Genomic DNA, 24,093 nt, shown 5'->3' on the forward strand with positions numbered 1-24,093 from the left:
CGCCTGCGATGGCAAGACGCCGGGTTGGTCTGCGTTATTGCGCTGCCAACTTGGCGGCGATGTAGGCGTCGACATTTTCCTCGAGCAGGGTCAACGGCACGGAGCCGTTGGACAGAACCACATCGTGGAACTCGCCCCAGTCGAAATCATCGCCCAGCGCGTCCATGGTGCGCTGGCGCAGATCGATGATCGTGTTCATGCCGATCTTGTAGGAGACAGCCTGACCCGGCCACACCATGTAGCGGCGCACTTCCGGCGTGATGTCGCCCAGCGGCATCGGCGTGGTTTCCATCATGAAGTCGATCGCACGCTGTTCGTCCCACTGATAGTGGTGAATGCCGGTGTCAACGACGAGGCGGGCCGCGCGGAAGACCTCATAGGAGAGGCGACCGAAATCCTGGTAGGGGTCGGTGAAGAAGCCCATGTCCTTGCCCAGGCGCTCAGAGTACAGCGCCCAGCCTTCGCCGTATGCGGAATACCAGGTCGTGCGCTGGAACATCGGCGCGCCTTCCAGTTCCTGGGCCAGGCTCAGCTGGAAATGGTGACCCGGAGCACCTTCGTGATAGGCGAGGCTCTCCATCTGGTAGACGGGCTGCGCGTCCATGTGCTGCAGATTGACGTAGTAGCGGCCAGGACGGGTGCCATCGAGCGAACCGGTTTCATAGAAGGCGCCGGTCGCGGTTGCGATGCGGTATTGCTCCACCGCACGAACTTCCAGCGGAGCCGTGGGCAGGCGGCCGAAATATTCCGGAGCGGCTTCCATCATCTGGTCGATCATGGCCGTGGCCTCGTCCAGATAGCGCTGGCGCCCCTCATCCGTGGACGGGTAGTAGAACTCCTCGCTCTCACGCAGATGGTCGAAGAAATCGCGCAGCGAGCCCTCGAACCCGACCTGTTCCTGGATGGCGCGCATTTCCGCGTGGATGCGCTCAATCTCGCTCATGCCGATCTGGTGGATGTCTTCCGCCGTCATGTCGGTGCGGGTCGTGTAGTTCTGCAGCTGGCTTCTGTAGAAGGCCTCACCCTCGGGCAGGGACCAGGCGCCTTCCGCACGATCACCCACAAGCGCCGCGTGACGATCCATCATCGCCAGGAAGTTCTCGTAAGCCGGGCCGACGCTGGTGGTCAGCGCCTCGATGGCGCGGTCGACCAGGGCCTGCTTGTCGTCGTCGGAGATTTCCAGCGGTTCGATCTTGCGCCGGAAGTCCGCAAGCAGCGGGCTGTCTTCGTCGCTGTCATCGAAGGGGGCACCTGTAACGAACCCGCGCGCCGTCTCGATGATGACCGGGAAGGCGAAAGATGGCGGCAGCACGCCCTGTTCTGCGCGCGCGTCGGCCTGGGCAGCCAGTGCATTCAGGCGCTCTCCCATGCCGGTGAGGCGGCTGATATAGGCCTCGGCATGTTCTGCCGTGTGTACTGCGTGAAAGCCGATCATGAAGCTCGGCATATCGGAGTGCGGGCCGAAGAACTGGGTGAAGATATAACCGTGATCCCAGAACTCGGACTGTTGCTGGTTGTTGGCGGCGATGAACTCGGCAAAACGCCAGGAAACCTGCGCCTGTTCGGTCAGTGCCTCGTAGTCGAATTCCTCGTTCATGCGACGAATGCGGTCAGCCTCGCGCTGCAGGCCGGCGCGGTAGTTTTCCTCGGAGACATCATCCCACTGGCCATAGGCCTCCATGTCGTCGGTCATGCCCAGATAGGTCTGGCCCAGCGGCGAGCGCGCGATTTCGTCCTCGAAGGCGTCCTGGAAGAAAGCGTAGAGGCGATCGGTCTCGGTCTGCTCGTCGGACGCGGATTGCGTCGTGCTTTCAGCATTTTCCGCAGAGTTATCAGCCGGTGCCGGGACCTGTCCCGCATCGTCGCTGGCCGGTGTGCAGGCAGTGGCGAGAGTGATGGCGCTGACGCCAACAAGAAGGTCGCGAATACGCATGTCAGGGGTTCCCCGTATTTACCAGAATTGACTCTTTCTTAACGGGGTTAGAGGAATCGTAAAGATAATTAACTTTAATCGATTCTCTCGCTGCAGAAGGCGCGCACACGGTGACCGGACCTGAAGTCCTCGACTATGCCCGAGAGGCAATCTGGCTGATGCTGGCCATGTCGGCACCGATCATGATCACCGGCCTGGCGGTTGGCATTACCATCGCCTTGTTCCAGGCCCTGACCCAGATCCAGGAAATGACCCTGGTCTTTGTTCCCAAGATCATTGCCATCTTTATCGCGCTGCTGATCTTCCTGCCGCTCATGGGGGCGCTGCTCGGCGGGTTCATGATCACCATCACCGACCGGATCGCCAATCCATGACCGCTGTCCTGCCCGAGCTCGTGTTCGCCGCAGGTCTTGTTTTCGCCCGTCTCGGTGCGATCCTCATGCTCATGCCCGGTTTTGGAGAGCCGTCCACTCCGGTGCCGATCCGCCTGGCCTTTGCCCTGCTGGTCTGCCTGGTGATGGGGCCGATTGTGGCGCCCATGCTGCCGGCGATGCCGACCCAGCCCCTGCCGCTGGCAGGGCTGGTGATGACCGAAGTGCTGATCGGCCTAATGATTGGCGCGATGGCCCGAATCTTCATGGCGACAGCGGCTATTGCCGGCCAGATCATCGGCATGCAGAGCGGCCTCGCCATGGCCCAGAGTTTCGACCCGTCCCAGGGCACTCAGGGTGCCATCATGGCGACTTTCCTCAACCTGGTTTTCATTGCGCTCCTGTTCACGACAGGGCTGCATCACCTCCTGTTGATGGCGGCGCATAATTCCTACGAGCTGTTCCCTCCCGGAGACATGCCGTCGATGACCGATGCCGGGCAATGGGCGCTGGGCGCGTTTGTCGACACTTTCCGCATCGCGGTCCAGCTGGCCGCGCCGCTGATCGTCTATGGGCTGATCTTCTACCTGGCGCTGGGTGTGCTCTCGCGACTGATGCCGCAATTGCAGATTTTTTTCATCGCCATGCCCGCCAACATCATGGTCGGGCTTTTCATCTTCACGATCGCGCTGGGCGCGATGAGCGCCGTCTGGCTGGAGCGCATGCAGCGTTTCGCCATCGAGCTGAACTAGCGGAGACCGGTTCATGGCCGAAGGCGAAGACGACAGTCAGAAGACAGAAGAACCGACACAGCGGCGGCTGGATGACGCGCGCAAGAAAGGTGATGTCGCCAAATCCCAGGAAATACCTGGCTGGTTCATCCTGGCATCCGGCCTGGCCCTGATCGGCTTTTTGCTTCCGGCGATGATGCAGAACATGGCCGGGACGATGCAGGCTTATTTCGCCAGGGCCCACGAATTTTCACTGAACCCGCAAGCGATCATGACGATGATGCAGCAGACCGCCCAGGAAGTTGTGATAGCGGTCGCGTTTCCGGTCCTCTTGCTCGTTATCGCAGGGTTTGCGGGGCATTACGTACAGCAAGGACTGCTGTTCACGACTGAAAAGATCCAGCCCAAACTGTCCAAGATCAATCCATTCGAAGGCGCGAAACGGGTGTTCGGCGCTGAAGCCTGGATGAATTTCTTCAAGGGCCTGGGCAAGATGGTGCTGGTTGCCGGCGCTGCTTTTATCGTCATATACCCCAAGCGGGAAATACTGGCCGGCATGCCGTTGATGGATGTGACTGCAATTCTCGCAGTCGTGCAGCAATCGGCCATTGAGCTGATGATCGCGGCGCTGATCGTCTACGCGGCGGTGGCGGCACTGGACTATGTTTACCAGCGTCAGACTTTCATCAAGCGCAACCGCATGTCTCGCCGTGAGATCAAGGACGAACTGAAGCAGTCCGAAGGTGATCCGATGGTGCGCGCCAAGCTGCGCCAGCTTCGCCAGGAACGCGCCCAGAAGCGCATGATGGCCGCCGTTCCGGATTCCACCGTCGTCATTACCAACCCGACCCACTACGCCATCGCGCTGCATTACGAGCAGGGCGAGACGCCCGCTCCGATCTGTGTCGCCAAGGGTGTCGATGAGGTGGCCCTGCGCATTCGCGAGCTGGCCAAGGATAATGACGTGCCCATTGTTGAAGATCCGCCGCTGGCGCGCGCGCTTTATGCGACCGCCGAGCTGGATGAAGAAATCCCCGTCGATCACTTCAAGGCTGTTGCCCGCGTGATCGGCTATGTCCTGTCCCTGTCCCAATCCCCGGGACGCGCACAATACCGTCCGAGCGAGTAAGCTCTCACATCCGCACTTGATTCGCGCTGGAGCCGCCCATGGCCGAAATGCCTGTTTCGAACTCTGAGAACCCGAAATCCTTCTGGGAAAAGCCCTTTGGTCGCGTGACCTTTTGGGTGCTGGGCTTTATCGTGGTGCTCGCCGCGCTGGCTGCAGTTTTCGCGCCGGTTGAAGCCGGTCGGCAGGGCTTCATCTATCTCTCGGGGCTGGCGGCGGCGAGTTTTCTGGTGCTCTACACCATCGCCGCTGGCGAGACCGCCGGTCGTGGCATCCGCAATACCGTTATCCGCAATCGAGTCCCGTCCATCGCCGAGCTGGGATATGGCGCCATGGACAGTTTTCCGGAGCCGGTTTTGATCACGGACCGCCGCGGTGCTGTGCGCTGGGGCAATGACGCCTATCGCGAGCTGGCCAAGACGGCGGGATCCCTTGGGCAGAGTTTCGGTCTGCCGACGATTGACCGCCTGTGGGCGGGCGCCGGTGGCGGCGATGGCTCGGTTTATCGTCTGGCGCGCGCTGCTGCGCGTGGTGAGGGCGCTTGTGAACTCCTGCCGCCGCTGCCGGTCGGCGACACGGAAACTCTCAACGTCCGTCTGGAAGCGCGCCCGCTGGCTGACGGGCTCGTGCTTTGGCGTCTGCAGCCTGTCGAGCAGGCTGGTGGTGGTTCGGCAACGTCTGCTGCGGACTGGTCCCAGAACGCTCCCGTTGCGCTGTTTTCCCTGCGTGCCAATGGCGAGATCGCGATGGGCAATGCGACTTTCCGTGACTGGCTGGGCCTGCAGCCCGGCGAGAATTTTCCGCGACTGGCGGAGATCCTGGCCGGGGACGGTGCGCGCGCGCTGATGCAGACCCGTGGCGGCGAGTGCGTGTCCCGTATCGACGCCCGGCTGAAGGCACGCGACGGCATTGAAAGCCCGGTCGCGATCGCGGTTGAGTGGGCCGCTGGCGATCCACCCATGGGCCGCGCTGTCATGTATGGTCTTTCTGCTACCGGAGCGCCTCCCGGTGTCGCCCAGGCGATGGGAGAGGGGCGTGCTGCCGGTCATACGCTGGACGAGATGTTTGCCAGTGCGCCCTTTGGCGTGGTGCGTCTGGACGGCGCGGACCCGGAAACGGCCATCATCGAGGATGTGAATCCGGCCCTGGTCCAGCTGACAGGCGGACGGGCCGTCCCCGGCGTCAACTTCTGTGAGATGTTCGACTGGGATGACGGGCGCTCGGCAACCGATGCTTTCTCCTCTGCCATGGCGGGCAGTGGCGATCCGGCAGAAGCCAAGCTGGCGGGCGAGAAACCGGCCTATGTTCACCTGGCTTTCGCCCCCGCGAGAGGTGGCAAGCGTGTCGCCTATGTCATCGACGTGACCAGCTGGAAGGATATGGAACGCCAGTTCTCCCAGGCCAACAAGATGCAGGCCGTTGGCCAGCTGGCCGGAGGTGTCGCCCATGATTTCAACAACCTGCTGACAGCGGTCCGCCTGAACACCGATGAGTTGCTCAACCGCCACCCGGTGGGCGACCCGGATTATGGAGAGCTGCAGGCGATCAATTCCACCGTGGCCCGGGCAGCTGGGCTTGTGAAGAAACTGCTGGCCTTTTCGCGCAAGCAGACTTTCCGCACCGAGACGCTGGATGTGGGTGACATGCTTTCTGACGTCTCTGTTCTCCTGCGCCAGATCGTAGAGGAAACCGTCAAGCTCGACATTGTTCACGGCCGTGAGGTGCCGCTCATCAAGGCTGACAAGGGCCAGCTGGAAACCGCCATCATCAACCTGGCCGCCAATGCGCGCGATGCCATGCGTGACCAGGGCGGTGGCGAGTTGATCATCCGGACCCGATCGCTGGATGCCGAGGATGTGCGACAGCAGGGTGCCCCGAACCCGCGCGAGGGAGACTGGGTCGCGATCGAGGTGGAGGATCAGGGCCACGGAATGGACAAGGAAACGCTCGGCAAGATTTTCGAGCCTTTCTTCACCACCAAGGAAGCCGGCAAGGGTACAGGCCTCGGCCTGGCAACGGTCTATGGCATCGTCAAACAGTCCGGCGGTTTTCTCTTTGCCGACAGTGAAGTGAGCAAGGGTACGACCTTCACCATCTATCTGCCGGGCTATCAGCCGACCGAAGAGGAAGAGGTCGAGCTGGCTGAGGTCGAGGTTGCCAAGACTGTTGAACCGACCCCCGCAGACCTGTCCGGCAAGGGACGCATCCTCCTGGTCGAGGATGAGGACGCTGTGCGTAATATTGCCGCCAAGACCCTGGCCAAGCGGGGCTATGACGTCACCGAGGCCGAGGATGGCGAGGAAGCCTACGAGATCCTCGAGGACGAGGAGGAGCCGTTTGACCTGCTCATCTCCGACGTTGTCATGCCGGGGCTGGATGGTCCTGGGCTACTGGAGAAGGCCCGCGACATGCTGACGAATACACGTATCGTCTTCATCTCCGGCTATGCTGCGGAGCAGTTTTCCAAGACCCTCTCCGAGGAGCAGGACATCTCTTTCCTGCCAAAACCCTTCACGCTTACCCAGCTGGCGGAAAAGGTGAAGGAAGAGCTCAGCGCCCGCGAACAGGCCTGACGAACTGCAGACGCGAATCTTCGGGGTGGCCGTTTTTGTCACCCCGTTTCCCTAAGTTTTGAATCACCAATCGACGTGACCGGGAGCGGGGCGAGCGAGCGGAGCAGATGCTTACAGTCAGTTTTTGTTCCGTTTTGTTAACCATAAATGTTCTCCTTGTGTTCCGGGAACAAAATTGGTACATCAAACGTGGTTGCCCGCTGATCGGCGGCATGAAATATAGGGAAAACGGTTATGAGCAGGGGCGCGATTCGACTCGTGAAGAACGAAGAGATGGATAAACAAAAAGCCATTGAGGCAGCGCTGAGTCAGATCGACAAGGCATTCGGCAAGGGCTCGGTCATGAAACTGGGTCAGAAGCCGGCGATGGATATCGAGGAAATCTCGACCGGTTCCCTCGGTCTGGACATTGCCCTGGGCATTGGCGGTCTTCCCAAGGGCCGGATCATCGAGATCTACGGTCCGGAAAGCTCGGGCAAGACGACGCTGGCCCTGCATACGGTTGCCGAGGCGCAGAAAAAGGGCGGTGTTGCTGCCTTTGTCGATGCCGAGCATGCGCTGGACCCGGTCTATGCTGCCAAGCTGGGTGTGGATGTCGGCGAGCTCCTCGTCTCGCAGCCAGACGCCGGTGAACAGGCGCTGGAAATCGCTGATACTCTGGTGCGCTCCGGTGCCGTGGACATTCTGGTGATCGACTCCGTTGCGGCCCTGACCCCGCGGGCCGAGCTGGAAGGCGAGATGGGTGACAGCCTGCCAGGTCTGCAAGCGCGTCTGATGAGCCAGGCGCTGCGCAAGCTGACCGCGTCTATCTCCAAGTCCAATTGCCTGGTCATCTTCATCAACCAGATCCGCATGAAGATCGGTGTGATGTTCGGTTCCCCGGAAACCACGACCGGCGGTAATGCGCTGAAATTCTATTCTTCCGTCCGTCTCGACATTCGTCGTATCGGCGCGATCAAGAATCGCGACGAGGTCATCGGTAACCAGACCCGCGTGAAAGTCGTCAAAAACAAGGTGGCGCCACCCTTCCGCGAGGTCGAGTTCGACATTCTCTATGGTGAGGGCATTTCCAAAATGGGCGAGCTCATCGATCTTGGCGTCAAGGGCGATGTGATCGAAAAGTCCGGCTCCTGGTATTCCTACAATTCCGAGCGTATCGGTCAGGGGCGCGAGAATGCGCGTAAATTCCTGCTCGAGCATGAGGATATCGCCGCTGAAATCGAACATCGCGTGCGTGCCAATGCCGGCTTGCTGGCAGATGAGATGCTCACCGGTCCCGACGCCGAGGATGAGGAGGCTGTGGCGGGCTAGTCACGCCACCGAGCAGAACGACGTCAGACCGACGGGATTGAACGTTCAGGCTGACGGCATGCATTGCCCCGCAAGGCGGGTTTTGATTAAACGGGTGTTTGGCGGGGCCAAATACCCGTTTTCTGTTTAAGTCTTCCCGATATCGGGCGCGTCCGCTCCGATGTCTCCGCACCAGATTGATGGACCTGACATGGCAAGCCTGCGCGATATCCGTGCCACCTTCCTCGACTATTTCGGCAAGAATGAACACGAAGTGGTCGCGTCCAGCCCGCTCGTCCCGCAGGACGATCCGACGCTGTTGTTTGTCAATGCGGGCATGGTGCAATTCAAGAATGTCTTCACCGGTAAGGAAACGCGAGACATTCCTCGCGCAGTGACCTCACAGAAATGCGTCCGCGCCGGTGGCAAGCACAATGATCTCGACAATGTCGGATATACTGCGCGTCACCACACCTTTTTCGAGATGCTCGGCAATTTTTCCTTTGGCGATTATTTCAAGGAACGCGCGATCCATCATGCCTGGGAAATGGTGACTGGTGAATTTGCGCTGCCCAAGGACAAGTTGCTCGTCACCGTCTATTCGGAAGACGATGAAGCCCGCCAGCTGTGGAAGAAGATCGCAGGTCTCAGCGATGACCGCATTATCGGCATCTCCACCTCCGACAATTTCTGGTCCATGGGCGATACGGGCCCGTGTGGTCCGTGCTCCGAGATCTTTTTTGACCACGGCGATAGCATCTGGGGCGGCCCTCCCGGTTCGCCGGATGAAGATGGAGACCGGTTCATCGAGATCTGGAACCTCGTCTTCATGCAATACGAGCAACGCTCCAAGGAGGAGCGAATCGATCTGCCCAAACCGTCGATCGATACCGGCATGGGCCTCGAGCGCATTGCAGCCATCCTGCAGGGCAAACACAATAACTACGACATCGATCTTTTCGCCAATCTGATCCGAGCCGGCGAGGATGTGCTGGGGGTTAAGGCCGAGGGCGATGCGCTGGGTAGTCACCGCGTGATTGCCGATCACTTGCGTTCGACCTGTTTCCTCATGGCGGACGGTGTCACCCCGTCCAATGAGGGACGCGGTTATGTCCTGCGCCGCATCATGCGCCGCGCCATGCGCCACGCCCACCTGCTCGGCGCGACTGAGCCGGTGATGTGGAAACTCGTTCCGGCGCTGGAGGCCGAGATGGGCGACGCCTATCCGGAGCTCGGCCGCGCCCGTGCCTTGCTTGAGGACACGTTGAAGGTCGAAGAGGCAAATTTCCAGCGCACCCTCGGACGGGGGCTGGGCCTGCTGGACGAAGCGACGGCGAAACTCGGAGAAGGCGACAGCCTGCCGGGCGAGACGGCCTTCAAGCTCTATGACACTTACGGCTTCCCGCTCGATCTGACCCAGGATGCCCTGCGTCCGCGCGGTATCGATGTGGATGTCGATGGCTTTGATGCCGAGATGAGCAAGCAGAAGGAACGTTCCAAGGGCGGTTCACTCTCCAGCGTGGTCGCACCGGACGAGGTCTGGTTTGCCGTGCGCGAGAAACTCCAGCCGACCGAGTTCCTCGGTTATGCCGGCACGACAGGCGAGGGCAAGCTCAACGCCATCGTCTCCGAGGGCGCTGAAGCCAAGGCCATCGGTGAGAGCCAGACGGGCGAGTTGATCTTTGACCGCACGCCGTTTTACGGCGAGAGCGGCGGCCAGGCCGGTGATACGGGGCTCATCACGTTTGAAAACGGCGCCATTTTCCGGGTCGAAGACACCCAGAAGCGTGCGGGTGACTTGCATGCCCATGTCGGGGTGATGGAGAAGGGCGAAGTCACGCTCGGTGACACGGCGCAGTACGCGGTCGACGCCGGCAAGCGTACGGAGACCAAGTCCAACCACTCTGCAACTCACCTCCTGCACGCAGCGCTGCGTGATGTGCTGGGCGCGCATGTGACCCAGAAGGGGTCCTATGTTGGTCCGGACCGTTTGCGTTTCGATTTCTCGCACAACGGCGCGGTGACCGCGGAAGAGATGACGAAGATCGAGACTCAGGTGAATGCGGTCATCCGTCAGAATGCTGCTGTCTCGACACGGGAAATGGCCCCGGAAGCCGCAATCGAGGCCGGCGCCATGGCGCTGTTCGGCGAAAAATACGGCGACACGGTTCGTGTTTTGTCGATGGGGCGCGGCCTGGCCGGAGACGAGAAGGCCTATTCCGTGGAACTTTGCGGTGGCACCCATGTCGAGCGCACGGGCGATATCGCCCTGTTCAAGATTATCGGCGAGAGCTCAGTCTCCGCGGGTGTGCGCCGTATCGAGGGCCTGACCGGCGAGGCGGCTCGCCTGTACATGGAGGAACAGATGAGTTTCGGCCGTTCTGCTGCCGAGGCTCTGAAAATTCCAGCGGCAGATTTGCCGGCCCGTGTGGCGGCCATGCAGGGGGAGCGCAAGACGCTTGAGCGCCAGCTCGCCGAAGCCAAGAAACAACTCGCCATGGGCGGGGGTGGCGGTGCGGCACCGACTGGTCCGGAAGACGTCAATGGCACGAAATTCATCGGTCGTGTGGTCGAGGGTGTTGGCGGCAGGGATCTTCGAGGCCTGGTCGACGAGGCCAAGAGTTCGATGGGCTCCGGCATTGCTGTTTTTATCGGTGTCAATGATGGCAAGGCGGCCTTGGCGGTCGGCGTGTCCGATGACCTTACGAGCACTTTCAGCTCGGTCGACCTCGTCCGCGCTGGCTCCGCTGCAGTGGGCGGCAAGGGCGGCGGTGGTCGGCCGGACTTCGCCCAAGCCGGCGGCCCGGACGGTTCCAAAGCCGAGGCTGCCCTTGCTGCAATCAAATCCGTGATTGCAGGCTGATGGCGCGCAAGGTCAAGTCTTCCAGTGATTGTCAGCTGGTCGGCGAGAAAGTCGCCGCGCGCCTTATCCTGGAGGCGCGGGAGAGGTTCAACGATGCCCTGGAAGCTCGGAACATGGCCGCCATAGAGCATGTGCTGAGTCAGGACGCTGTTCTGGTGCCTGGGGATGATGCACAGCTTATCAATGGCCGCGCGGCCCAGCTGGAAGCTTGGCAGTCAATCTACGAGAATATGGACAGTGTGCGCTATGTGCGCTCGCCAGGACGTATCGAAGTCTCGGAAGACGGGCATCTGGCGGCCGAAACAGGCCGCTGGACCGGAGGCTGGACCAGCCAGGGTATGCAGATTTCCTATATGGGTCGGTATTTCGCCAAGTGGCGTCTTGAAGAGCTGGTCTGGAAAATCGAGGCGGAGACCTTTGTCACCATCAAGCGCACCGGCGGCATGCTCTGAGCCAGCCTAGGGCTCGTTGGCAACCTCTTCGGTATCCCAGAATTCGCGCCACTGACCGCGGCGCATTTCAAAAAAGCCGGACCGGTTTTCATCGCCCAGACCCGTGACGGACCAGCGGCCCAGAATGACATCGCCACCCTGTTCAATCTTGCCCCGATAGATCACCGTGTGGTCGGCGCCTTCGACACCGCTATAGGTTTTGAACAACTGCACGTCCGTGCCATCGCAATGCCCGGTCCATCCGGCCGGCAACTGCTCTATATCCATGTCCAGGAACGTGTTGGGTTCGATGGAGCTGCCGCTGATCGAGTTGCCGGTCTGCGTGAATTGCACGGAAAACGGCACCGGCATTTCATAACTCGGATAATGGTACAGACCGGTCCACCGGCCCGTGAGAGGGCGGATACTGGTGGTCGGCTTGTTTTGCCGCAGATACTTGAACAAGTGCTGGACTGGCATGTGTAACGAGTCGCACGAGCGGAGGAGGAAGGCAATGTCCGAGTGCTGAACTCGGGTTTTCGGAGCTATGTTCAGGCGGCATCTTCCGTGTGCCCGCCGATCAGCCATTCACGAGCTTCTGCCTCGCTGGAGAAGGTCCGTTCCTCTCGGCCCAGCACGTCTTCAGCTTTCTTTTCCCAGTAGTAGAGCAGGGCGCGGGCCATTTCGTCTCCGCAGACAATGGCGGCTCGTCTGGCTTTGCGGTCATGTTGCTCATCGCACAGGCGTACAAACTCTGCGAATCTCACTGCCATATCAGGGGTGAAGGCCCCCAGGCCCAGGCGCGTCAGGACACTCATGCTCATCAGATCGGGCGCCCAGTCGGGATGCCTGAAACGCGCAGCATAGCCTTCCCGGAGCGCTTCGAGCGAGGTCTCGCCTCCGATGCGCCAGATGCAGATGCGGTTTTCCGTGTCGATTTCCAATTGAGACAGCATGATGGCGACCCGAATCTCTCATTTGCGGTCGATGATAACGGCAAGCGCCCCGTCAGCCCCGTTTTTCTTATTCGACCCGCCCCAGCCAGACGAGCGCTTCGTCCATGGTTTCAAATATCGCTTCTTCCGTGACCAGCTCCGGTGCGGATATGTGTTCGTGGAAACTGAGAATTCCCGCTTGCAACTGGCTGTCCATCACGGTCGCGGCCTTGGATGTGATGCCCTGGCGGTATTGATCATCCAGTGCCTTGAAGCGCTGCACCATGTCCTGGACAGCTTCGGTGGAAAGCTCGGACAGGTCGATCTTTTCATAAACAAGCAGGTGATCGAAATGCGGAGACCAGTCGGGATGGGTCACGCATTCGCGGTATACGGCCTCGCCGGAGGCTGGCGTGAGCACACCTCGAATACGCGAACGCACGAGCCTGTTCGGAATGTCGATCGTCAGATCGTGTTTCATGCCTGTCACCCCTAGCCGGGATGGATGACACTATTCAGGAGTTTAGCCAAGCCAACGCATCCGCTTCATTGTCGAAAACCTGTTCGTCGACGAGCGCATTTTCGGTGAAACTGAGCTTGTGCAGCTCCAGCATCACACGGTTATTGTCGAGACTGCAGACAAGAGCTGACTTGACCTTATGGGATCGGGTGGCCTGGGTTTGTCGCTGTTTCAGCCAGTCCTGGAGGCGTTTGATGTCATCAAGCTCGACATTGCCAAGCAGCGCTGTGGGTTCATAGACCAGCATGAGACCGAAACGGTCATTCCACCCGGGATTATCGAGAATGTCCCGGAGACCAGCGATCAGCTCATCCACCGTCACCAAGCCGGAGATGCGCAGCGTCGCGACCCTGTTTGCGGTGTCGATATCGAAGACGTATTTCAGCTCAGCCTCCCGAATAACCCGAAACAAATTTTGCCCGGCAGGCCTGAAAATCAAGTCAAAGCGAGAGCGCTCACAAAAAAGGCGGAGCCGGAGCCCCGCCTTTTAATTCATATCCTTGAACGCTTACGCGTCGACAGCCATGGCAGCCTTGAAGTTCTCGTCGACCTTCTCCAGGAAGCCCTCGGTGGAGAGCCAGCCCTGCTTGTCGCCGACGAGGAGTGCGAGGTCCTTGGTCATGTAACCGCTTTCGACCGTCTTGATGATAGTGTTTTCCAGCGTGTCCGCGAACTTCATGACCTGTTCATTGCCGTCCATACGGCCGCGGTGGGAGAGGCCACGCGTCCAGGCAAAGATGGAAGCGATGGAGTTAGTGGACGTCTGCTCGCCACGCTGGTGCTGGCGATAGTGGCGGGTCACCGTGCCGTGAGCGGCTTCCGCTTCGACCGTCTTGCCATCCGGGGACATCAGGACGGAGGTCATCAGGCCGAGCGAACCAAAGCCCTGGGCAACGGTGTCGGACTGAACGTCGCCATCGTAGTTTTTACACGCCCACACAAAACCACCGGACCACTTCATGGCCGCTGCGACCATATCGTCGATCAGACGGTGCTCGTAGGAAATGCCTTTGGCCTGGAAGGCGTCCTTGAATTCGGCGTCGAAGATGTCCTGGAAGATGTCCTTGAAGCGGCCGTCATAGGCTTTCAGGATCGTGTTCTTCGTGGACAGGTAGACCGGCCAGCCGCGCTGCAGGCCGTAATTCATGCTGGCGCGAGCAAAGTCCTTGATGCTCTCGTCCAGGTTATACATGCCCATGGCTACGCCGGAGCTCGGGAAGTCGAAGACTTCGCGGGTAACCGGCTCGGAACCGTCTTCCGGAACGAAAGTCATGGTCAGCTTGCCCGGCTTGTCGACGAGGAAGTCGGTGGCGCGGTACTGGTCGCCAAAAGCGTGACGGCCGATGACCATCGGCTGCTGCCAGCCCGGAACCAGGCGCGGAACGTTGGAAATGACGATCGGCTCGCGGAAGACAACACCGCCCAGGATGTTGCGGATGGTGCCGTTCGGAGAGCGCCACATCTTCTTGAGATCAAACTCTTCAACGCGGGCTTCGTCCGGCGTGATGGTCGCGCATTTGACGCCAACACCATAATGTTTGATGGCTTCGGCGGCTTCGACGGTGATCTGGTCGTCCGTCTCGTCACGCTTGGTGACAGAGAGGTCGTAATACTTAAGATCAATGTCGAGATAGGGCAGGATCAGCTTGTCTTTGATCATTTGCCAGATGATGCGAGTCATTTCATCGCCGTCGAGTTCGACGACCGGTGTATCGACTTTGATCTTCGCCATGGTGTTCTGCTTTCTTTTCGGACGGATGGAATAGGCGCTAGAAGGCACCCAGAGAGATTTGCGCGCTCTCTAGCATTGGCGCGCGAGAAGGTGAAGAGGCGGCTCCATGAGTGCTGACAGACAAACCCCGGCCATTATCCTCCATTCGCCGCAGATGGGCGAGAATATCGGCGCTGCAGCGCGTGTGATGGGCAATTTCGGATTACCCGACCTACGCGTTATTGATCCGCGCGATGGCTGGCCGAATGACAAGGCGTTTTCCATGGCAGCCGGGTCGCCGGTGCTCAATGCGGCGAAAGTCGTGACGGACATGGCTGAGGCTTCGGCCGATCTGACGCGGATCTATGCCACAACGGCGCGTCCGCGCGGCATGGAGAAGCCGGTGCTGACCGCCCGCCAGGCCATGGCGGAGATTCGTCAGGCCCAGGCTGCTGGCGAAAAGGTGGGTGTTCTGTTCGGGGCTGAGAAGTCCGGCCTGCCCAATGAGGCCGTGGCTATGGCGGATGCCATCATTACGCTGCCGGTGGATCGCAGCTTCTCCTCTCTTAACCTCGCCCAGACCGTCGCCGTGATCGCCTATGAGTGGACGGCAGAGGAGGGCGCGCCCACTGAATTCGAGGCGGTTTCCGATCCGGCCAGTCGTGAAGACCTGGAGCGCATGTTCGTGCATTTCGAGGAGGAGCTCGACCGCGCCGGTTTCTTCTACCCGCCTGAGAAAACGGCTCTGATGACGCAGAATCTGCGCAGCGCCTTTGTTCGCGGCCGCTGGACGGCGCAGGAAGTGCGGACATTCAGAGGGGCCGTGAAAGCGCTCGCCATCGGCCGGGGCAAGGCACGCATCCAGCGCGAGGACTGATCAATTCGCGTTTTCGCGCTCGATGCGTTCGACGGCAGAATTCAGGGACGTCCACTGACTGGGGGTCAGGAAAATGCTGGGCTGGGCTTCCGGAGACGGCGGGTTGGCATCCAGCGCATCAAATCGGCCATTGAGATACTGTACCCAAGGGTCATCAGTCTGGCTCAGCCAGGCCTCGCGCCGCGCATGTAATCCGGCGATAACCTCGTCGACCGTTTCAGTGGTAAAGCGCTCTCCAAAATCCTGCTCGGGCGCGCCGTTTTCCAGCGGCGTTCCGGTCAGCCAATTCATGATGCTTTCGCCCACAATATCCCGGTAGTGCGAAGGTTCATGGAACCAGGGATTGGGATTCTCGCCGGTTTCATCAGGCGGTGGTGTTGTTGAAATCGGACGGAAGCCGGCAAAATCCCAGACGCTTAGTGCGCCTGCATCAAAACAAGCATTATCCGGGCGCGGGAGGTGGTCACGTGCATCTGCCGCCGCGGCCAGATCGCGCCGCATGATCTCCTCGACATAACCGGAACCGGCCCGCTGCGTTGCTTCCTCCTGCCAGCCATGGCGAGGATGAATGAAGACCGCAACCTGCTTGTCCGCGGCCAGCAACGCATCGATACCTCGGAAAAGGAACTCGATACGGTCCTGATTGTACTCGAAATTCAGATAGTAACGGTATCGCTTGTCGACTTCCTCATCGAATTCGGCGCGCATCAGATCTTCGCGGTAGGCATTGACCCAGGCGGTGTCCTCACCACCTGTCATATTGTCGATGAAGGTCTGCAATGCGCGGGCAAACGCATGCGGCGCCAGGGCCGTTCGGGTCAGTGACGCTGCGCGGCTACCGCCGTCGAATGTGGTCAACCAATAGGTCGCCTTGGCCAGGGTGTCGGTGCCGAACTCGCGACTGTCGATACCAATGATGACGCACTGAATATTTTCGTTTTCGGCCGCAAGCAGGCTTGCACGGGAGAGTTCAAAAGCGCTGGTGCCGGAAATACCCATATTGGCAAAACCGCCATCCCAGTAGGACAGTTCATCGGGGAAGCCGTCAACGATGCGTGAGCTTCCCATGGCGATGGTGCCGGCCTGGGTCGACATGATTTCGTGCGAGGTCGCAATGCGATAGCCATCTTCGTGCGCGCGGCTCTTGCGGGCATTGATGCCCTCGATCAGAGGCGCACCGCTGACACCATAAGGGTCGATGAACAGCACAAACCCGCCCCAGCCGATCAACCAGGCTGCGAGAGTGATCGCGAAGGCCCTTGCGTAACGCGTCAGGCGCGAGGTGTCGCTAGAACTGGTAATAGATGAACTCCGCTACGGTCCAGGAATTGATGATGGCGATGAAAAACAGGCTGGCAAGGCCAATCGCTGTGCCGATCCCCGGCTTCCAGCGCGAACCTTTCTGAAGGTCCGATTGCAGGCCTTCCAGCGTGCGCGGATCGAGCGCATTCTGGAACAGGGAAATCGTATCGGGCAGGCGCCAGATGATGAGCAGCGACAAGGCTGCGCCGATAAAGGGTTCATCATTGGTCAGAGGGCCAAAGCCGTTCAGATAGACCATGGCGGACAGCATCTCGCCGGCGGCCGCGAAGTTCTCGGCTCGGAAAAACACCCAGGCAACCGTCACGAACAGGAAGGTCAGGATGGGCGAAATCCACTTGAAGCCCGGGGCGAACAGGCCGTCGGGTCTGACCCGGTTCAGCCAGTGACACCACGCGAGGGCGAGGCCATGAATGCCGCCCCAGACTACAAACGTCCAGGCGGCACCGTGCCACAATCCACCGAGCAGCATGACCAGGGCCACATTCACGCCAAGACGGAACTGGCCGTGCCGGTTACCGCCCAGCGGGATGTAGAGATAGTCGCGCAGAAAGCGCGACAGGGTGATGTGCCAACGGTGCCAGAAATCGACAATGGAACGCGCGCGATAGGGGGCGTTGAAGTTTGCCGGCAGATGGAAGCCGAACATGCGTGCCAGGCCGAGCGCCATGTCGGAATAGCCGGAGAAGTCGAAGAAAATCTGGAAGGAATAGCTCAGAGCCGAGGCCCAGGCCTCAAGGAAGCCAACGGTCGCGCCATCGGCAGCCGCGTCGAACGCGGAGGAGGCGTAGGGCTCCAGATTGTCCGCAAGGAGCACTTTCTTGGCGAGGCCGATGGCGAATATTGATGCGCCCACTCCCAGATTGTCTGCCAGATTGTCTTTTCGCTCGGTGTCCGCAAATTGGTCACTGATCTGGCTGTGCCGAACAATCGGGCCGGCAATCAGTTGCGGGAAGAAGGCGACAAACAGGGTCTGGTTCAGCCATGCGCCCGGTTCGGTCTGCTTGCGTGAGACATCGACCAGATAGCTGATCTGCTGGAAGGTGAAGAAGGAGATCGCCAAAGGCAGGGGGAGTCCCTGCAGCGGAATTTCCGCCCCGGTGATCGTGTTCACATTGCCAATCGCAAAGTCGAGATATTTGAAAACACCGATCAGCGCCAGGTTGAAGACGATCCCGCCGGTCAGCCAATGCTTGTTGCGCTGCTTGGCAATCTCGATCGCCAGAAACTGGTTGATGATGATCGATGCGCCGAGGATTCCGAGGTAGATCGGGTTCCACCACCCGTAGAAAACGAGGGAGGCGACGGTAAGCACGAAAAGCGCGGCCCGGTGACTCACCTGGCGTCGGACCAGATAATAGAGCGCGAGCGTCGCTGGTAATAAAATGAATAAGAATTCCAGCGAGTTAAATAGCACGCCTACCCCTGTCCCTGCGAGTTTTACCTGCCTTGTCGATGCTATAGACGGACGGGCAATGACTGACAAGTAGGAGCGCGCACAGCGCGAATTCCGACCTTGAAACAGTTCCTTGGAGCGAATTGGTCGGCGTGATGCAACCAAACCTTAGGGTTTTTCTGTTTCAGTGATCACCGGGATGGATAACCGGGTTAAAATAGTGACTGACGCGCCGCACACATACGACACTGCCAAAATGGCCGAGTTTGTTTCGCGACTTGCTGCGGAAGGCGTGCATGCCAGCGATGCCATGTTGGCGATCTCTTCCCAGTTTGCGCTCGGCGTGGCGGACTCCCGTGAAATCGTCGAGGCCAGCGCCCATTGGGAAGCCGAGCTGGCCCAGTCCGCAGTGCTCACGGACCTGTTCCTGAACCTGCTGGCCGAGGGCGACAGCGACGCGGCCTGAGCAATGCCTGATGCGCTGATCTCCCGGTCTTTTCGGATTGTATGGGATAGCTCCCCGCATAGAGCGGACGTATCTTGCTCGATTTTCTCATCGGTTTTGGCTTAATTATGAGCCTGTTTATGCCGGTCGCACAGATGCGAGCCTAGGCCGCGCATTTTTTCAAGTGCGCGATTGTGTCGGGCAGGCGCTAGATGATCAGCAAGCCGGTGACTTACCGATGATGGAGGTTTCATTGGCTCGCAAGTCGGAGCCATAGCGATGGAGCGTAGACGCGAGACATCCACGAGATGGCTGATCTGCTTATCTGCCCTATAAATTAGGGGCATCAATACCGGATTCAGAAAAAGGGTTTTCTTGGGGGCGAGCAGCAGCTGAGGTCCGAAAAAAAAACGCGGAGAGGTGTAAAAAGTACGCGGGTATCACACGCCTTGGGCTTGGTCCGGAAGTTGGCTATGCCACTGATCAAGATCTTCTGGCGGCAGTTTCAGCGTCGCGAGAAAGCCTAGAAAGCCGGAATTGAGGCCGTCCGTGCCAAGTCCGCAGGCCCACTCCAGGATCGCCGCGAATAGCCGGGCATTGCGCATGATTTCCGACACGTCCATGGAGCCCGGGAAGATCCGGACTTCAAACGTTTGCTTGCCTGGCAGGTCATGCGCGAGGTTGAAGAAATTATAGTCGGCATATTTCGTCGGCTTGCACTCGATGAGGCGCTGCTGGGCCTTGATCCAGTCGAGGTGTTGGAAATCGGGATCGCGCGCCAGTGCGCGGATGGAATCGCTGATTGGGCCAAGTCTAACGCAGCGCGGATTGGTTCGCACTAGCGATCGAAGCGCATCGCCGAACTGATCGAGCGCCTTGATCAATCGGGCGAGAGCCCGCGCATCACGCAGGCGTACCGCGTCATAATGGATGTGAAGCGCCGCCTCGGCAGGCACGCTGAAATCAAGTGCGTGCGCTGCCATTAGCAATTTGCGCAGGGCGGGTTCGGGATCATCGCCATAGGGCGGGGATATGATTTCGCACGGTCGTTCACGCTCGCCCGGTAGCGGGGCAGCCATGGCGATTGAGCGTGCGGACTGGTCGACGACTTTGGTAATCCCGCCCCCTGCGTGCTCAACGGGCGTACCCCAAAGCGCGGCAACGGGTTCCAGCACGGTCTCGAGGCCCGCTTGCGGATCGCAATGGTGCTGGGCGAGAGAGAGCAGCCGGGCATCATCGCTTAGCAGGCGCAGCCAACCGGTCAGGGGCGGGGCATTATGGTCCAGCCCGTCGCGAATTGTGAGATCATCAACTAGGAGCGCGATGCGTTCACCGCCTCGGTCACGGACATCAAAGCCCAAAACCAAATTCTCGAAAACCGGCAGGCCCGGCACAAGGCTTGGCTCGGATTGCGGGTAGAAACAGACCCCTACCGTGCCGCCCTGATCGCGGGCAACAGCCGCGGCCAGATCGCGACGTGATCGGCCCTGTGGCGCCAAGAGTTCGATCTCGAATCCCATTTTCCAGCTTGCCATCACACACGCCTCAATCGTCGAAAACAGCCTCAACATCAACAGCTTTGGTACTGGTGTCTATCGAGATTGCCCACTCGCGGCAAAGGCGCTACGCAGTTACCCGCAAATCTCCGGGGAGGAAAACATGTCGAGCTCTTCTATCGCAGGCGTGGCAGCGCTAGTGACGCTGTCCGGCGGAACTGTAAGTGCTCACTTCGACGATCAAACCTATCATGCGCCGCTGATGGCAGCCAGTATTTCGCAAGTGAACAACCGGACCCAGCGTCCGGATGAACGAGATATGTGGCTGTTTTTAAGCAGTAATTATGGCTATTGTGACGCCAAAAAAGTCGCGCATGTCTGGAATACAGGTGTCGGATCAGCGAAGGCGATCATCGGCGGTAAGATTGCGGCGGGCCTGACAAATCTTGTCGATATAGATATTGCGAGCACCCACTTTGACGTCGAATGTAGCCATGAAGAGGTCGGGCTGACCTACTCAGATGCTGTGGCACTGGCCAATCATTGGGCGCTGGAATCATCGTGGGAAGCTAAGCTAGCGGTCGATCGGTTGGCGACCCGTCTCGGACACAAGCGTTTCTGGGAGGAATACGGTTTCACGTTGCATGAGGCCAATTCAATTACAATCATCACATCCGAGAATCCTGACGCCGATTCTTACTATCACTTTGCACTAAGTGATTACGGATACTGCGATGCGATGAAGCTCGCTCAAGTATGGAATATTGAAACTTCCCAGGCCAAGTTGGCTATCGGGCGCAAGGTCCAGGGCGGCATGACCGAACGGATCGATCTTGATATTGCCTCTACCGCGAACTCCGTCAGTTGTAGCTGGGGCGAGACGAGCCTCACTTTAAATGATGCGACTGCGCTGGCGAGTTTCTGGGGCGTGCCAATTGGTGAAGCCAAGCAGAAGGCTGCTAATTACGCGTCGCGATCGGGCACAAAGGGCCTCCGACAGCGGCTTGCTGATGTCCTGCCGGAAAGGCCCTGATTGGGTCGGCGCGAACCGATGATTTCAGCGTACTGCAACATTGCTTGACATTCCTGTCCGCACAGGTAGAAACCCCGCTTCTCGCGCGAGCGCCTGCTGGCGTGGGGTGTACGGGTGATGTGTGAACCGCCGTTTCAATTGCGAGCCTCAATAGGGAGGACGCCGGGCCACATCGAAATAGAGAGACTGATGTCAAAGCGTCATTCGCAAAAATATAAAATCGACCGCCGTATGGGTGAAAACCTCTGGGGTCGTCCGAAATCTCCGATCAACTCCCGTCCGTACGGCCCGGGCCAGCACGGCCAGCGCCGCGCCGGCAAGCTGTCTGACTTCGGTATCCAGCTGCGCGCCAAGCAGAAGCTGAAGGGTTACTACGGTAACATTACCGAGAAGCAGTTCCGTCGTACGTATGACGAAGCGGCTCGCCGCACCGGCAACACCGCCGAGAACCTGATCGGCCTGCTGGAATCCCGTCTGGACGCTGTCGTTTACCGCGCCAAGTTCGTCCCGACCGTTTTCGCAGCGCGTCAGTTTGTCAACCACGGCCACGTTCTGGTCAATGGCGTCAAGACGAACATCCCGTCCTACCGCTGCAAGCCGGGCGACGTCATCGAAGTTCGCGAAAAGTCCCGCTCCATGGCCCTGGTCCTGGAAGCCCTGGAAAGCGCCGAGCGCGATATCCCGGACTATGTCGATCTCGACCCGAAAGCCATGAAGGTCACCTATGTGCGCATGCCGGAACTGTCTGAAGTTCCTTACGCTGCACAGATGGAACCGAACCTGGTTGTCGAATTCTACTCCTCGTAATCACGAGGACATCCGAGTTCAAAAGAACCCGCCTGGCTATGCCGGGCGGGTTTTTTCGTGGTTGGCGGTGAGTGCAATGCGCGCTTCTGTTTTCGCCATCCAGTTCGCGGCAATGCACTGAATGAACCCGATCATCAACAGATTTGCTGCGAGAAACAGCGGTTCCTCTTCGCCGAACGCGATCTGGGGGCCGGAAGCGGAGGAGGGCAATAGGGGCAACACTATGCCAAAGAGGCCAAAACCAATCAGGGCAAATCCAACCCAGAAGGACAAGCGGAGAAACCGTTCAACCCGTAGCGCTCCTCTCCCCTCGCGCGAGCTAGGTTCGACATTCATTGGGCTGAACCCGGAATGGATGCCGGCAGCGGCGAGCATTGTGATCAAGCAAGCCAACCATGTTCCCATTGTGACTGCGAGCGCGATTGCCGTCCCCAATCCACCCCCGCTGACCCATCGGTCTGCGTAAAGCGGAACCGTAAAGGCTAGGCTGATTGGACACGGGGCGAAGGCGAAGAAGAAACATAGGATCCGCAGCGTCATATTCGCCCCCATCTACATGCATAGTTATCGTTCGGGGTTTTGGTATATTGTCACGATATACTGATGACATGCGCAGTAAGGTGATCGTCACGTCAATTCTGTCTGACCAGCGGATGTCCCAAACACCCGGTGCCCGATGAACATCAGGACGGTCAGGGCCAGGGCGCTGGCGACCGAGGTGATGGTGGGCAGGTGCAGCATGGTCGACATCACCACGCGCTCTTCGTTGACCGCGGTGAGAGTGTGCTCGTAAGTGCGCCAGACATAAACCAGGGCGGGCAGGAGTGTCATGGCACCGGCTCCGAACAAGGTTGTGGCGGCAAACAGCGAGAAACGATTGCTGTTGTGCCAGGTTTTCCAGACCGCAGACAATCCTGCGGCAACGGCCAGCGGGGGCAATGCCAGATAGATGATCCAGGCCATCGGCCAGAGCAGGCTCCCGCCAGGGCTCGCCGGCTGGGCCACGCTGTCCACGAGGACGGTGAAAACAACAAACATCGCCAGATAAAGCGACGCTCCGAGAAAAGCATACACCGCGCGAGACTTGGTCATGGCTCGGCCCTCCGGTTTCCTGTGAAGTGGGATAGTGGAGGTGAATCCAATTCATACAACCCCTGGATCAGGGCTGCTCGAAACCGCGGCGTTAACGCTCAACGCAGAGGCGTTTTCCCTCTGAGTTTTCTCCCGTCTCGACACAAGGGATTGATCGGCAATGTTTTTCGCGCTTTTCTTACAGAACCGAAATGATGAGGGGTGATCGTCTTTCGGTGTTGTGGGGTTAATGGGGTAATTGGGGGCAATTCATGACCTGGCGTTTTGTATCGGTAGCTGGCCTTGTGCTGGCCTGTGCGGCTTGTTCGACGGTTCCGGGGGAGAGCGAAGAGGCGCGTTTCCTGCCTCCGCTGCCGAGCCTGCCATCCATGCCGACCATGTCGATTTCCGACATTTCCATCCCGGGGACGGGCCGCGAGGCACCGGTCATCGATCCCAGTCTCGAGGCCGTGATCTACTGGCGGGTTATCGAGGATGATATCCTTGTCATCCACGCCAATACGCAGGGGTGTACCTCGCGGGCTGATTTTGATGTCTCGGTTAAACAGTATCACGAGGACATCTACACGGTGTCGATCAGCCGCGAAGATGTTGATCGCTGTGTGGATGATATCCCGTGGGGCATCCAGCTCGGTTTCGGCTTTGAGGAACTCGGCGTGCCGCATGGCGGCCAGGTCGTCGTGCTCAATCCGCTCGATAATCGTGCGTGGGATTGGAACCCCTACGGCGAACGTCGCCAGATGGCGGCGCGCTAGACGCGTTCCACGGCAACGCGGTCGGGATAGAAGCCGAGCCGGTCCTTGATCAGCGCGACAGCTTGGAACGGTTCTTCATAAGTCCAGACAGCGTTTTCCAGCCGCTCGCCGTTTTCCAGCAGCAGATGGAAGTAGTTGGCTTCGCCCTTGTACGGACACCAGCTCGTATGCTCGGAGCGTTCCAGCTGCGTGCTGTCCAGGGCTTTGCGCTCGACATAGAGAACCGGCGCGTAGACATGTTCTTTCAGTTCCAGCGCCTGGGCGTCAGCGGCAAGCAGCTCCCCGCGGGCGCTGATGGTCACGTCAATCTCGTGATCGGAGACAATAATGGGGTGTTCCGGTCCTGGCGTCAGAACCGGTCGTTCGGATTTGCTCATCGGGAGTGTCC

The 24,093-nt window shown here is 59.4% G+C and carries 24 protein-coding genes; 12 read left to right on the plus strand and 12 right to left on the minus strand.

Annotated elements, in window-relative coordinates; all coding sequences use genetic code 11:
• Positions 1 to 34 precede the first annotated feature (34 nt).
• Positions 35 to 1,933 carry a DUF885 family protein gene (locus tag JJ889_RS06625; protein WP_291892824.1) on the minus strand — a complete coding sequence of 633 codons (1,899 nt, stop codon included), beginning with the start codon at positions 1,931 to 1,933 and terminating at the stop codon, positions 35 to 37.
• 110 nt (positions 1,934 to 2,043) lie between these two features.
• On the opposite strand from JJ889_RS06625, the gene fliQ reads away from it, so the two are divergent.
• The 7 genes from fliQ to JJ889_RS06660 all read left to right on the plus strand — a co-directional run bounded on the left by fliQ (position 2,044) and on the right by JJ889_RS06660 (position 11,339).
• The gene (gene fliQ, locus JJ889_RS06630) at positions 2,044 to 2,307 is read left to right on the plus strand and encodes a flagellar biosynthesis protein FliQ (RefSeq protein WP_291892826.1); all 264 of its coding nucleotides are present in this window, start codon (positions 2,044 to 2,046) and stop codon (positions 2,305 to 2,307) included.
• Positions 2,304 to 3,056, plus strand: a complete 753-nt coding sequence (gene fliR / locus JJ889_RS06635; protein WP_291892828.1) for a flagellar biosynthetic protein FliR — start codon at positions 2,304 to 2,306, stop codon at positions 3,054 to 3,056. The genes fliQ and fliR overlap by 4 nt, the downstream gene beginning before the upstream one ends.
• A 13-nt stretch (positions 3,057 to 3,069) precedes the next feature.
• Positions 3,070 to 4,164, plus strand: coding sequence for a flagellar biosynthesis protein FlhB (gene flhB, locus JJ889_RS06640; protein WP_291892830.1), 1,095 nt, complete (start codon positions 3,070 to 3,072; stop codon positions 4,162 to 4,164).
• A gap of 38 nt (positions 4,165 to 4,202) precedes the next feature.
• Positions 4,203 to 6,734, plus strand: coding sequence for a response regulator (locus JJ889_RS06645; protein ID WP_291892833.1), 2,532 nt, complete (start codon positions 4,203 to 4,205; stop codon positions 6,732 to 6,734).
• A gap of 234 nt (positions 6,735 to 6,968) precedes the next feature.
• On the plus strand, positions 6,969 to 8,045 hold the full coding sequence (gene recA / locus JJ889_RS06650; protein ID WP_366940038.1) for a recombinase RecA: 1,077 nt from the start codon (positions 6,969 to 6,971) through the stop codon (positions 8,043 to 8,045).
• Between the two features lie 190 nt (positions 8,046 to 8,235).
• Positions 8,236 to 10,887: an alanine--tRNA ligase gene (gene alaS / locus JJ889_RS06655; RefSeq protein ID WP_366940062.1), complete on the plus strand. Its 2,652-nt coding sequence runs from the start codon at positions 8,236 to 8,238 to the stop codon at positions 10,885 to 10,887.
• Complete coding sequence (locus JJ889_RS06660; protein WP_291892840.1) at positions 10,887 to 11,339, plus strand: nuclear transport factor 2 family protein; 453 nt, start codon at positions 10,887 to 10,889, stop codon at positions 11,337 to 11,339. Before alaS ends, JJ889_RS06660 begins: the two co-directional genes overlap by 1 nt.
• Before the next feature lie 6 nt (positions 11,340 to 11,345).
• On the opposite strand, the gene JJ889_RS06665 is transcribed toward JJ889_RS06660, so the two are convergent.
• The 5 genes from JJ889_RS06665 to JJ889_RS06685 all read right to left on the minus strand — a co-directional run bounded on the left by JJ889_RS06665 (position 11,346) and on the right by JJ889_RS06685 (position 14,505).
• Entirely contained in the window at positions 11,346 to 11,690 is a 345-nt protein-coding gene (locus JJ889_RS06665; RefSeq protein WP_291892842.1) for a hypothetical protein, read from the minus strand.
• 179 nt (positions 11,691 to 11,869) lie between these two features.
• Positions 11,870 to 12,274, minus strand: a complete 405-nt coding sequence (locus tag JJ889_RS06670) for an STAS/SEC14 domain-containing protein (RefSeq protein WP_291892844.1) — start codon at positions 12,272 to 12,274, stop codon at positions 11,870 to 11,872.
• Positions 12,275 to 12,341: 67 nt separating this feature from the next.
• Positions 12,342 to 12,734, minus strand: coding sequence for a hypothetical protein (locus tag JJ889_RS06675; RefSeq protein ID WP_291892845.1), 393 nt, complete (start codon positions 12,732 to 12,734; stop codon positions 12,342 to 12,344).
• Between the two features lie 34 nt (positions 12,735 to 12,768).
• Positions 12,769 to 13,185 carry a hypothetical protein gene (locus JJ889_RS06680; protein WP_291892848.1) on the minus strand — a complete coding sequence of 139 codons (417 nt, stop codon included), beginning with the start codon at positions 13,183 to 13,185 and terminating at the stop codon, positions 12,769 to 12,771.
• Positions 13,186 to 13,281: 96 nt separating this feature from the next.
• Positions 13,282 to 14,505 (minus strand): NADP-dependent isocitrate dehydrogenase, encoded by a 1,224-nt coding sequence (locus JJ889_RS06685; RefSeq protein WP_291892850.1) that lies wholly within the window; start codon positions 14,503 to 14,505, stop codon positions 13,282 to 13,284.
• A gap of 106 nt (positions 14,506 to 14,611) precedes the next feature.
• Between JJ889_RS06685 and JJ889_RS06690 the strand changes: the two genes are divergently transcribed.
• Positions 14,612 to 15,361, plus strand: coding sequence for an RNA methyltransferase (locus JJ889_RS06690; protein WP_291892852.1), 750 nt, complete (start codon positions 14,612 to 14,614; stop codon positions 15,359 to 15,361).
• On the opposite strand, the gene JJ889_RS06695 is transcribed toward JJ889_RS06690, so the two are convergent.
• Together JJ889_RS06695 and JJ889_RS06700 are read right to left on the minus strand one after the other, a co-directional pair.
• A complete protein-coding gene (locus JJ889_RS06695) occupies positions 15,362 to 16,570 on the minus strand; it encodes a hypothetical protein (RefSeq protein WP_291892854.1) in 1,209 nt (402 codons plus the stop codon).
• 79 nt (positions 16,571 to 16,649) lie between these two features.
• Positions 16,650 to 18,020 (minus strand): MBOAT family protein, encoded by a 1,371-nt coding sequence (locus JJ889_RS06700; protein ID WP_291892856.1) that lies wholly within the window; start codon positions 18,018 to 18,020, stop codon positions 16,650 to 16,652.
• Positions 18,021 to 18,297: 277 nt separating this feature from the next.
• On the opposite strand from JJ889_RS06700, the gene JJ889_RS06705 reads away from it, so the two are divergent.
• Positions 18,298 to 18,543: a hypothetical protein gene (locus tag JJ889_RS06705; protein WP_291892857.1), complete on the plus strand. Its 246-nt coding sequence runs from the start codon at positions 18,298 to 18,300 to the stop codon at positions 18,541 to 18,543.
• 419 nt (positions 18,544 to 18,962) lie between these two features.
• Here JJ889_RS06705 and JJ889_RS06710 read toward each other — a convergent pair whose 3' ends face one another.
• The gene (locus JJ889_RS06710) at positions 18,963 to 20,057 is read right to left on the minus strand and encodes an amidoligase family protein (protein WP_291892859.1); all 1,095 of its coding nucleotides are present in this window, start codon (positions 20,055 to 20,057) and stop codon (positions 18,963 to 18,965) included.
• 124 nt (positions 20,058 to 20,181) lie between these two features.
• Between JJ889_RS06710 and JJ889_RS06715 the strand changes: the two genes are divergently transcribed.
• Both JJ889_RS06715 and rpsD read left to right on the plus strand, forming a co-directional pair.
• Positions 20,182 to 21,051 carry a hypothetical protein gene (locus tag JJ889_RS06715; RefSeq protein ID WP_291892861.1) on the plus strand — a complete coding sequence of 290 codons (870 nt, stop codon included), beginning with the start codon at positions 20,182 to 20,184 and terminating at the stop codon, positions 21,049 to 21,051.
• 189 nt (positions 21,052 to 21,240) lie between these two features.
• Positions 21,241 to 21,858, plus strand: coding sequence for a 30S ribosomal protein S4 (gene rpsD / locus JJ889_RS06720; protein ID WP_291892862.1), 618 nt, complete (start codon positions 21,241 to 21,243; stop codon positions 21,856 to 21,858).
• A 36-nt stretch (positions 21,859 to 21,894) separates the two neighbouring features.
• Here the strand turns inward: rpsD and JJ889_RS06725 are convergent, their stop codons facing one another.
• On the minus strand, positions 21,895 to 22,398 hold the full coding sequence (locus JJ889_RS06725; RefSeq protein ID WP_291892863.1) for a hypothetical protein: 504 nt from the start codon (positions 22,396 to 22,398) through the stop codon (positions 21,895 to 21,897).
• A gap of 87 nt (positions 22,399 to 22,485) precedes the next feature.
• Positions 22,486 to 22,950, minus strand: a complete 465-nt coding sequence (locus JJ889_RS06730) for a hypothetical protein (RefSeq protein ID WP_291892865.1) — start codon at positions 22,948 to 22,950, stop codon at positions 22,486 to 22,488.
• A 251-nt stretch (positions 22,951 to 23,201) separates the two neighbouring features.
• Between JJ889_RS06730 and JJ889_RS06735 the strand changes: the two genes are divergently transcribed.
• On the plus strand, positions 23,202 to 23,705 hold the full coding sequence (locus JJ889_RS06735) for a hypothetical protein (protein ID WP_291892870.1): 504 nt from the start codon (positions 23,202 to 23,204) through the stop codon (positions 23,703 to 23,705).
• Here JJ889_RS06735 and JJ889_RS06740 read toward each other — a convergent pair.
• Entirely contained in the window at positions 23,702 to 24,082 is a 381-nt protein-coding gene (locus JJ889_RS06740) for a DUF427 domain-containing protein (RefSeq protein ID WP_291892872.1), read from the minus strand. The two genes, JJ889_RS06735 and JJ889_RS06740, sit on opposite strands and share 4 nt — an antisense overlap.
• Positions 24,083 to 24,093 lie beyond the last annotated feature (11 nt).

It is taken from the genome of Maricaulis sp., from assembly GCF_017643475.1.
Classification (GTDB): Bacteria; Pseudomonadota; Alphaproteobacteria; order Caulobacterales; family Maricaulaceae; genus Maricaulis.

Excerpts from the sequence above, each read along its gene's own strand:
- JJ889_RS06625 (WP_291892824.1), bottom strand. The coding sequence starts at position 1,933 with ATGCGTATTCGCGACCTTCTTGTTGGCGTCAGCGCCATCACTCTCGCC.
- fliR (WP_291892828.1), top strand. The coding sequence starts at position 2,304 with ATGACCGCTGTCCTGCCCGAGCTCGTGTTCGCCGCAGGTCTTGTTTTC.
- flhB (WP_291892830.1), top strand. The coding sequence starts at position 3,070 with ATGGCCGAAGGCGAAGACGACAGTCAGAAGACAGAAGAACCGACACAG.
- JJ889_RS06645 (WP_291892833.1), top strand. The coding sequence starts at position 4,203 with ATGGCCGAAATGCCTGTTTCGAACTCTGAGAACCCGAAATCCTTCTGG.
- recA (WP_366940038.1), top strand. The coding sequence starts at position 6,969 with ATGAGCAGGGGCGCGATTCGACTCGTGAAGAACGAAGAGATGGATAAA.
- alaS (WP_366940062.1), top strand. The coding sequence starts at position 8,236 with ATGGCAAGCCTGCGCGATATCCGTGCCACCTTCCTCGACTATTTCGGC.
- JJ889_RS06660 (WP_291892840.1), top strand. The coding sequence starts at position 10,887 with ATGGCGCGCAAGGTCAAGTCTTCCAGTGATTGTCAGCTGGTCGGCGAG.
- JJ889_RS06665 (WP_291892842.1), bottom strand. The coding sequence starts at position 11,690 with ATGCCGGTGCCGTTTTCCGTGCAATTCACGCAGACCGGCAACTCGATC.
- JJ889_RS06670 (WP_291892844.1), bottom strand. The coding sequence starts at position 12,274 with ATGCTGTCTCAATTGGAAATCGACACGGAAAACCGCATCTGCATCTGG.
- JJ889_RS06675 (WP_291892845.1), bottom strand. The coding sequence starts at position 12,734 with ATGAAACACGATCTGACGATCGACATTCCGAACAGGCTCGTGCGTTCG.
- JJ889_RS06685 (WP_291892850.1), bottom strand. The coding sequence starts at position 14,505 with ATGGCGAAGATCAAAGTCGATACACCGGTCGTCGAACTCGACGGCGAT.
- JJ889_RS06690 (WP_291892852.1), top strand. The coding sequence starts at position 14,612 with ATGAGTGCTGACAGACAAACCCCGGCCATTATCCTCCATTCGCCGCAG.
- JJ889_RS06710 (WP_291892859.1), bottom strand. The coding sequence starts at position 20,057 with ATGGCAAGCTGGAAAATGGGATTCGAGATCGAACTCTTGGCGCCACAG.
- JJ889_RS06715 (WP_291892861.1), top strand. The coding sequence starts at position 20,182 with ATGTCGAGCTCTTCTATCGCAGGCGTGGCAGCGCTAGTGACGCTGTCC.
- rpsD (WP_291892862.1), top strand. The coding sequence starts at position 21,241 with ATGTCAAAGCGTCATTCGCAAAAATATAAAATCGACCGCCGTATGGGT.
- JJ889_RS06725 (WP_291892863.1), bottom strand. The coding sequence starts at position 22,398 with ATGACGCTGCGGATCCTATGTTTCTTCTTCGCCTTCGCCCCGTGTCCA.
- JJ889_RS06730 (WP_291892865.1), bottom strand. The coding sequence starts at position 22,950 with ATGACCAAGTCTCGCGCGGTGTATGCTTTTCTCGGAGCGTCGCTTTAT.
- JJ889_RS06735 (WP_291892870.1), top strand. The coding sequence starts at position 23,202 with ATGACCTGGCGTTTTGTATCGGTAGCTGGCCTTGTGCTGGCCTGTGCG.
- JJ889_RS06740 (WP_291892872.1), bottom strand. The coding sequence starts at position 24,082 with ATGAGCAAATCCGAACGACCGGTTCTGACGCCAGGACCGGAACACCCC.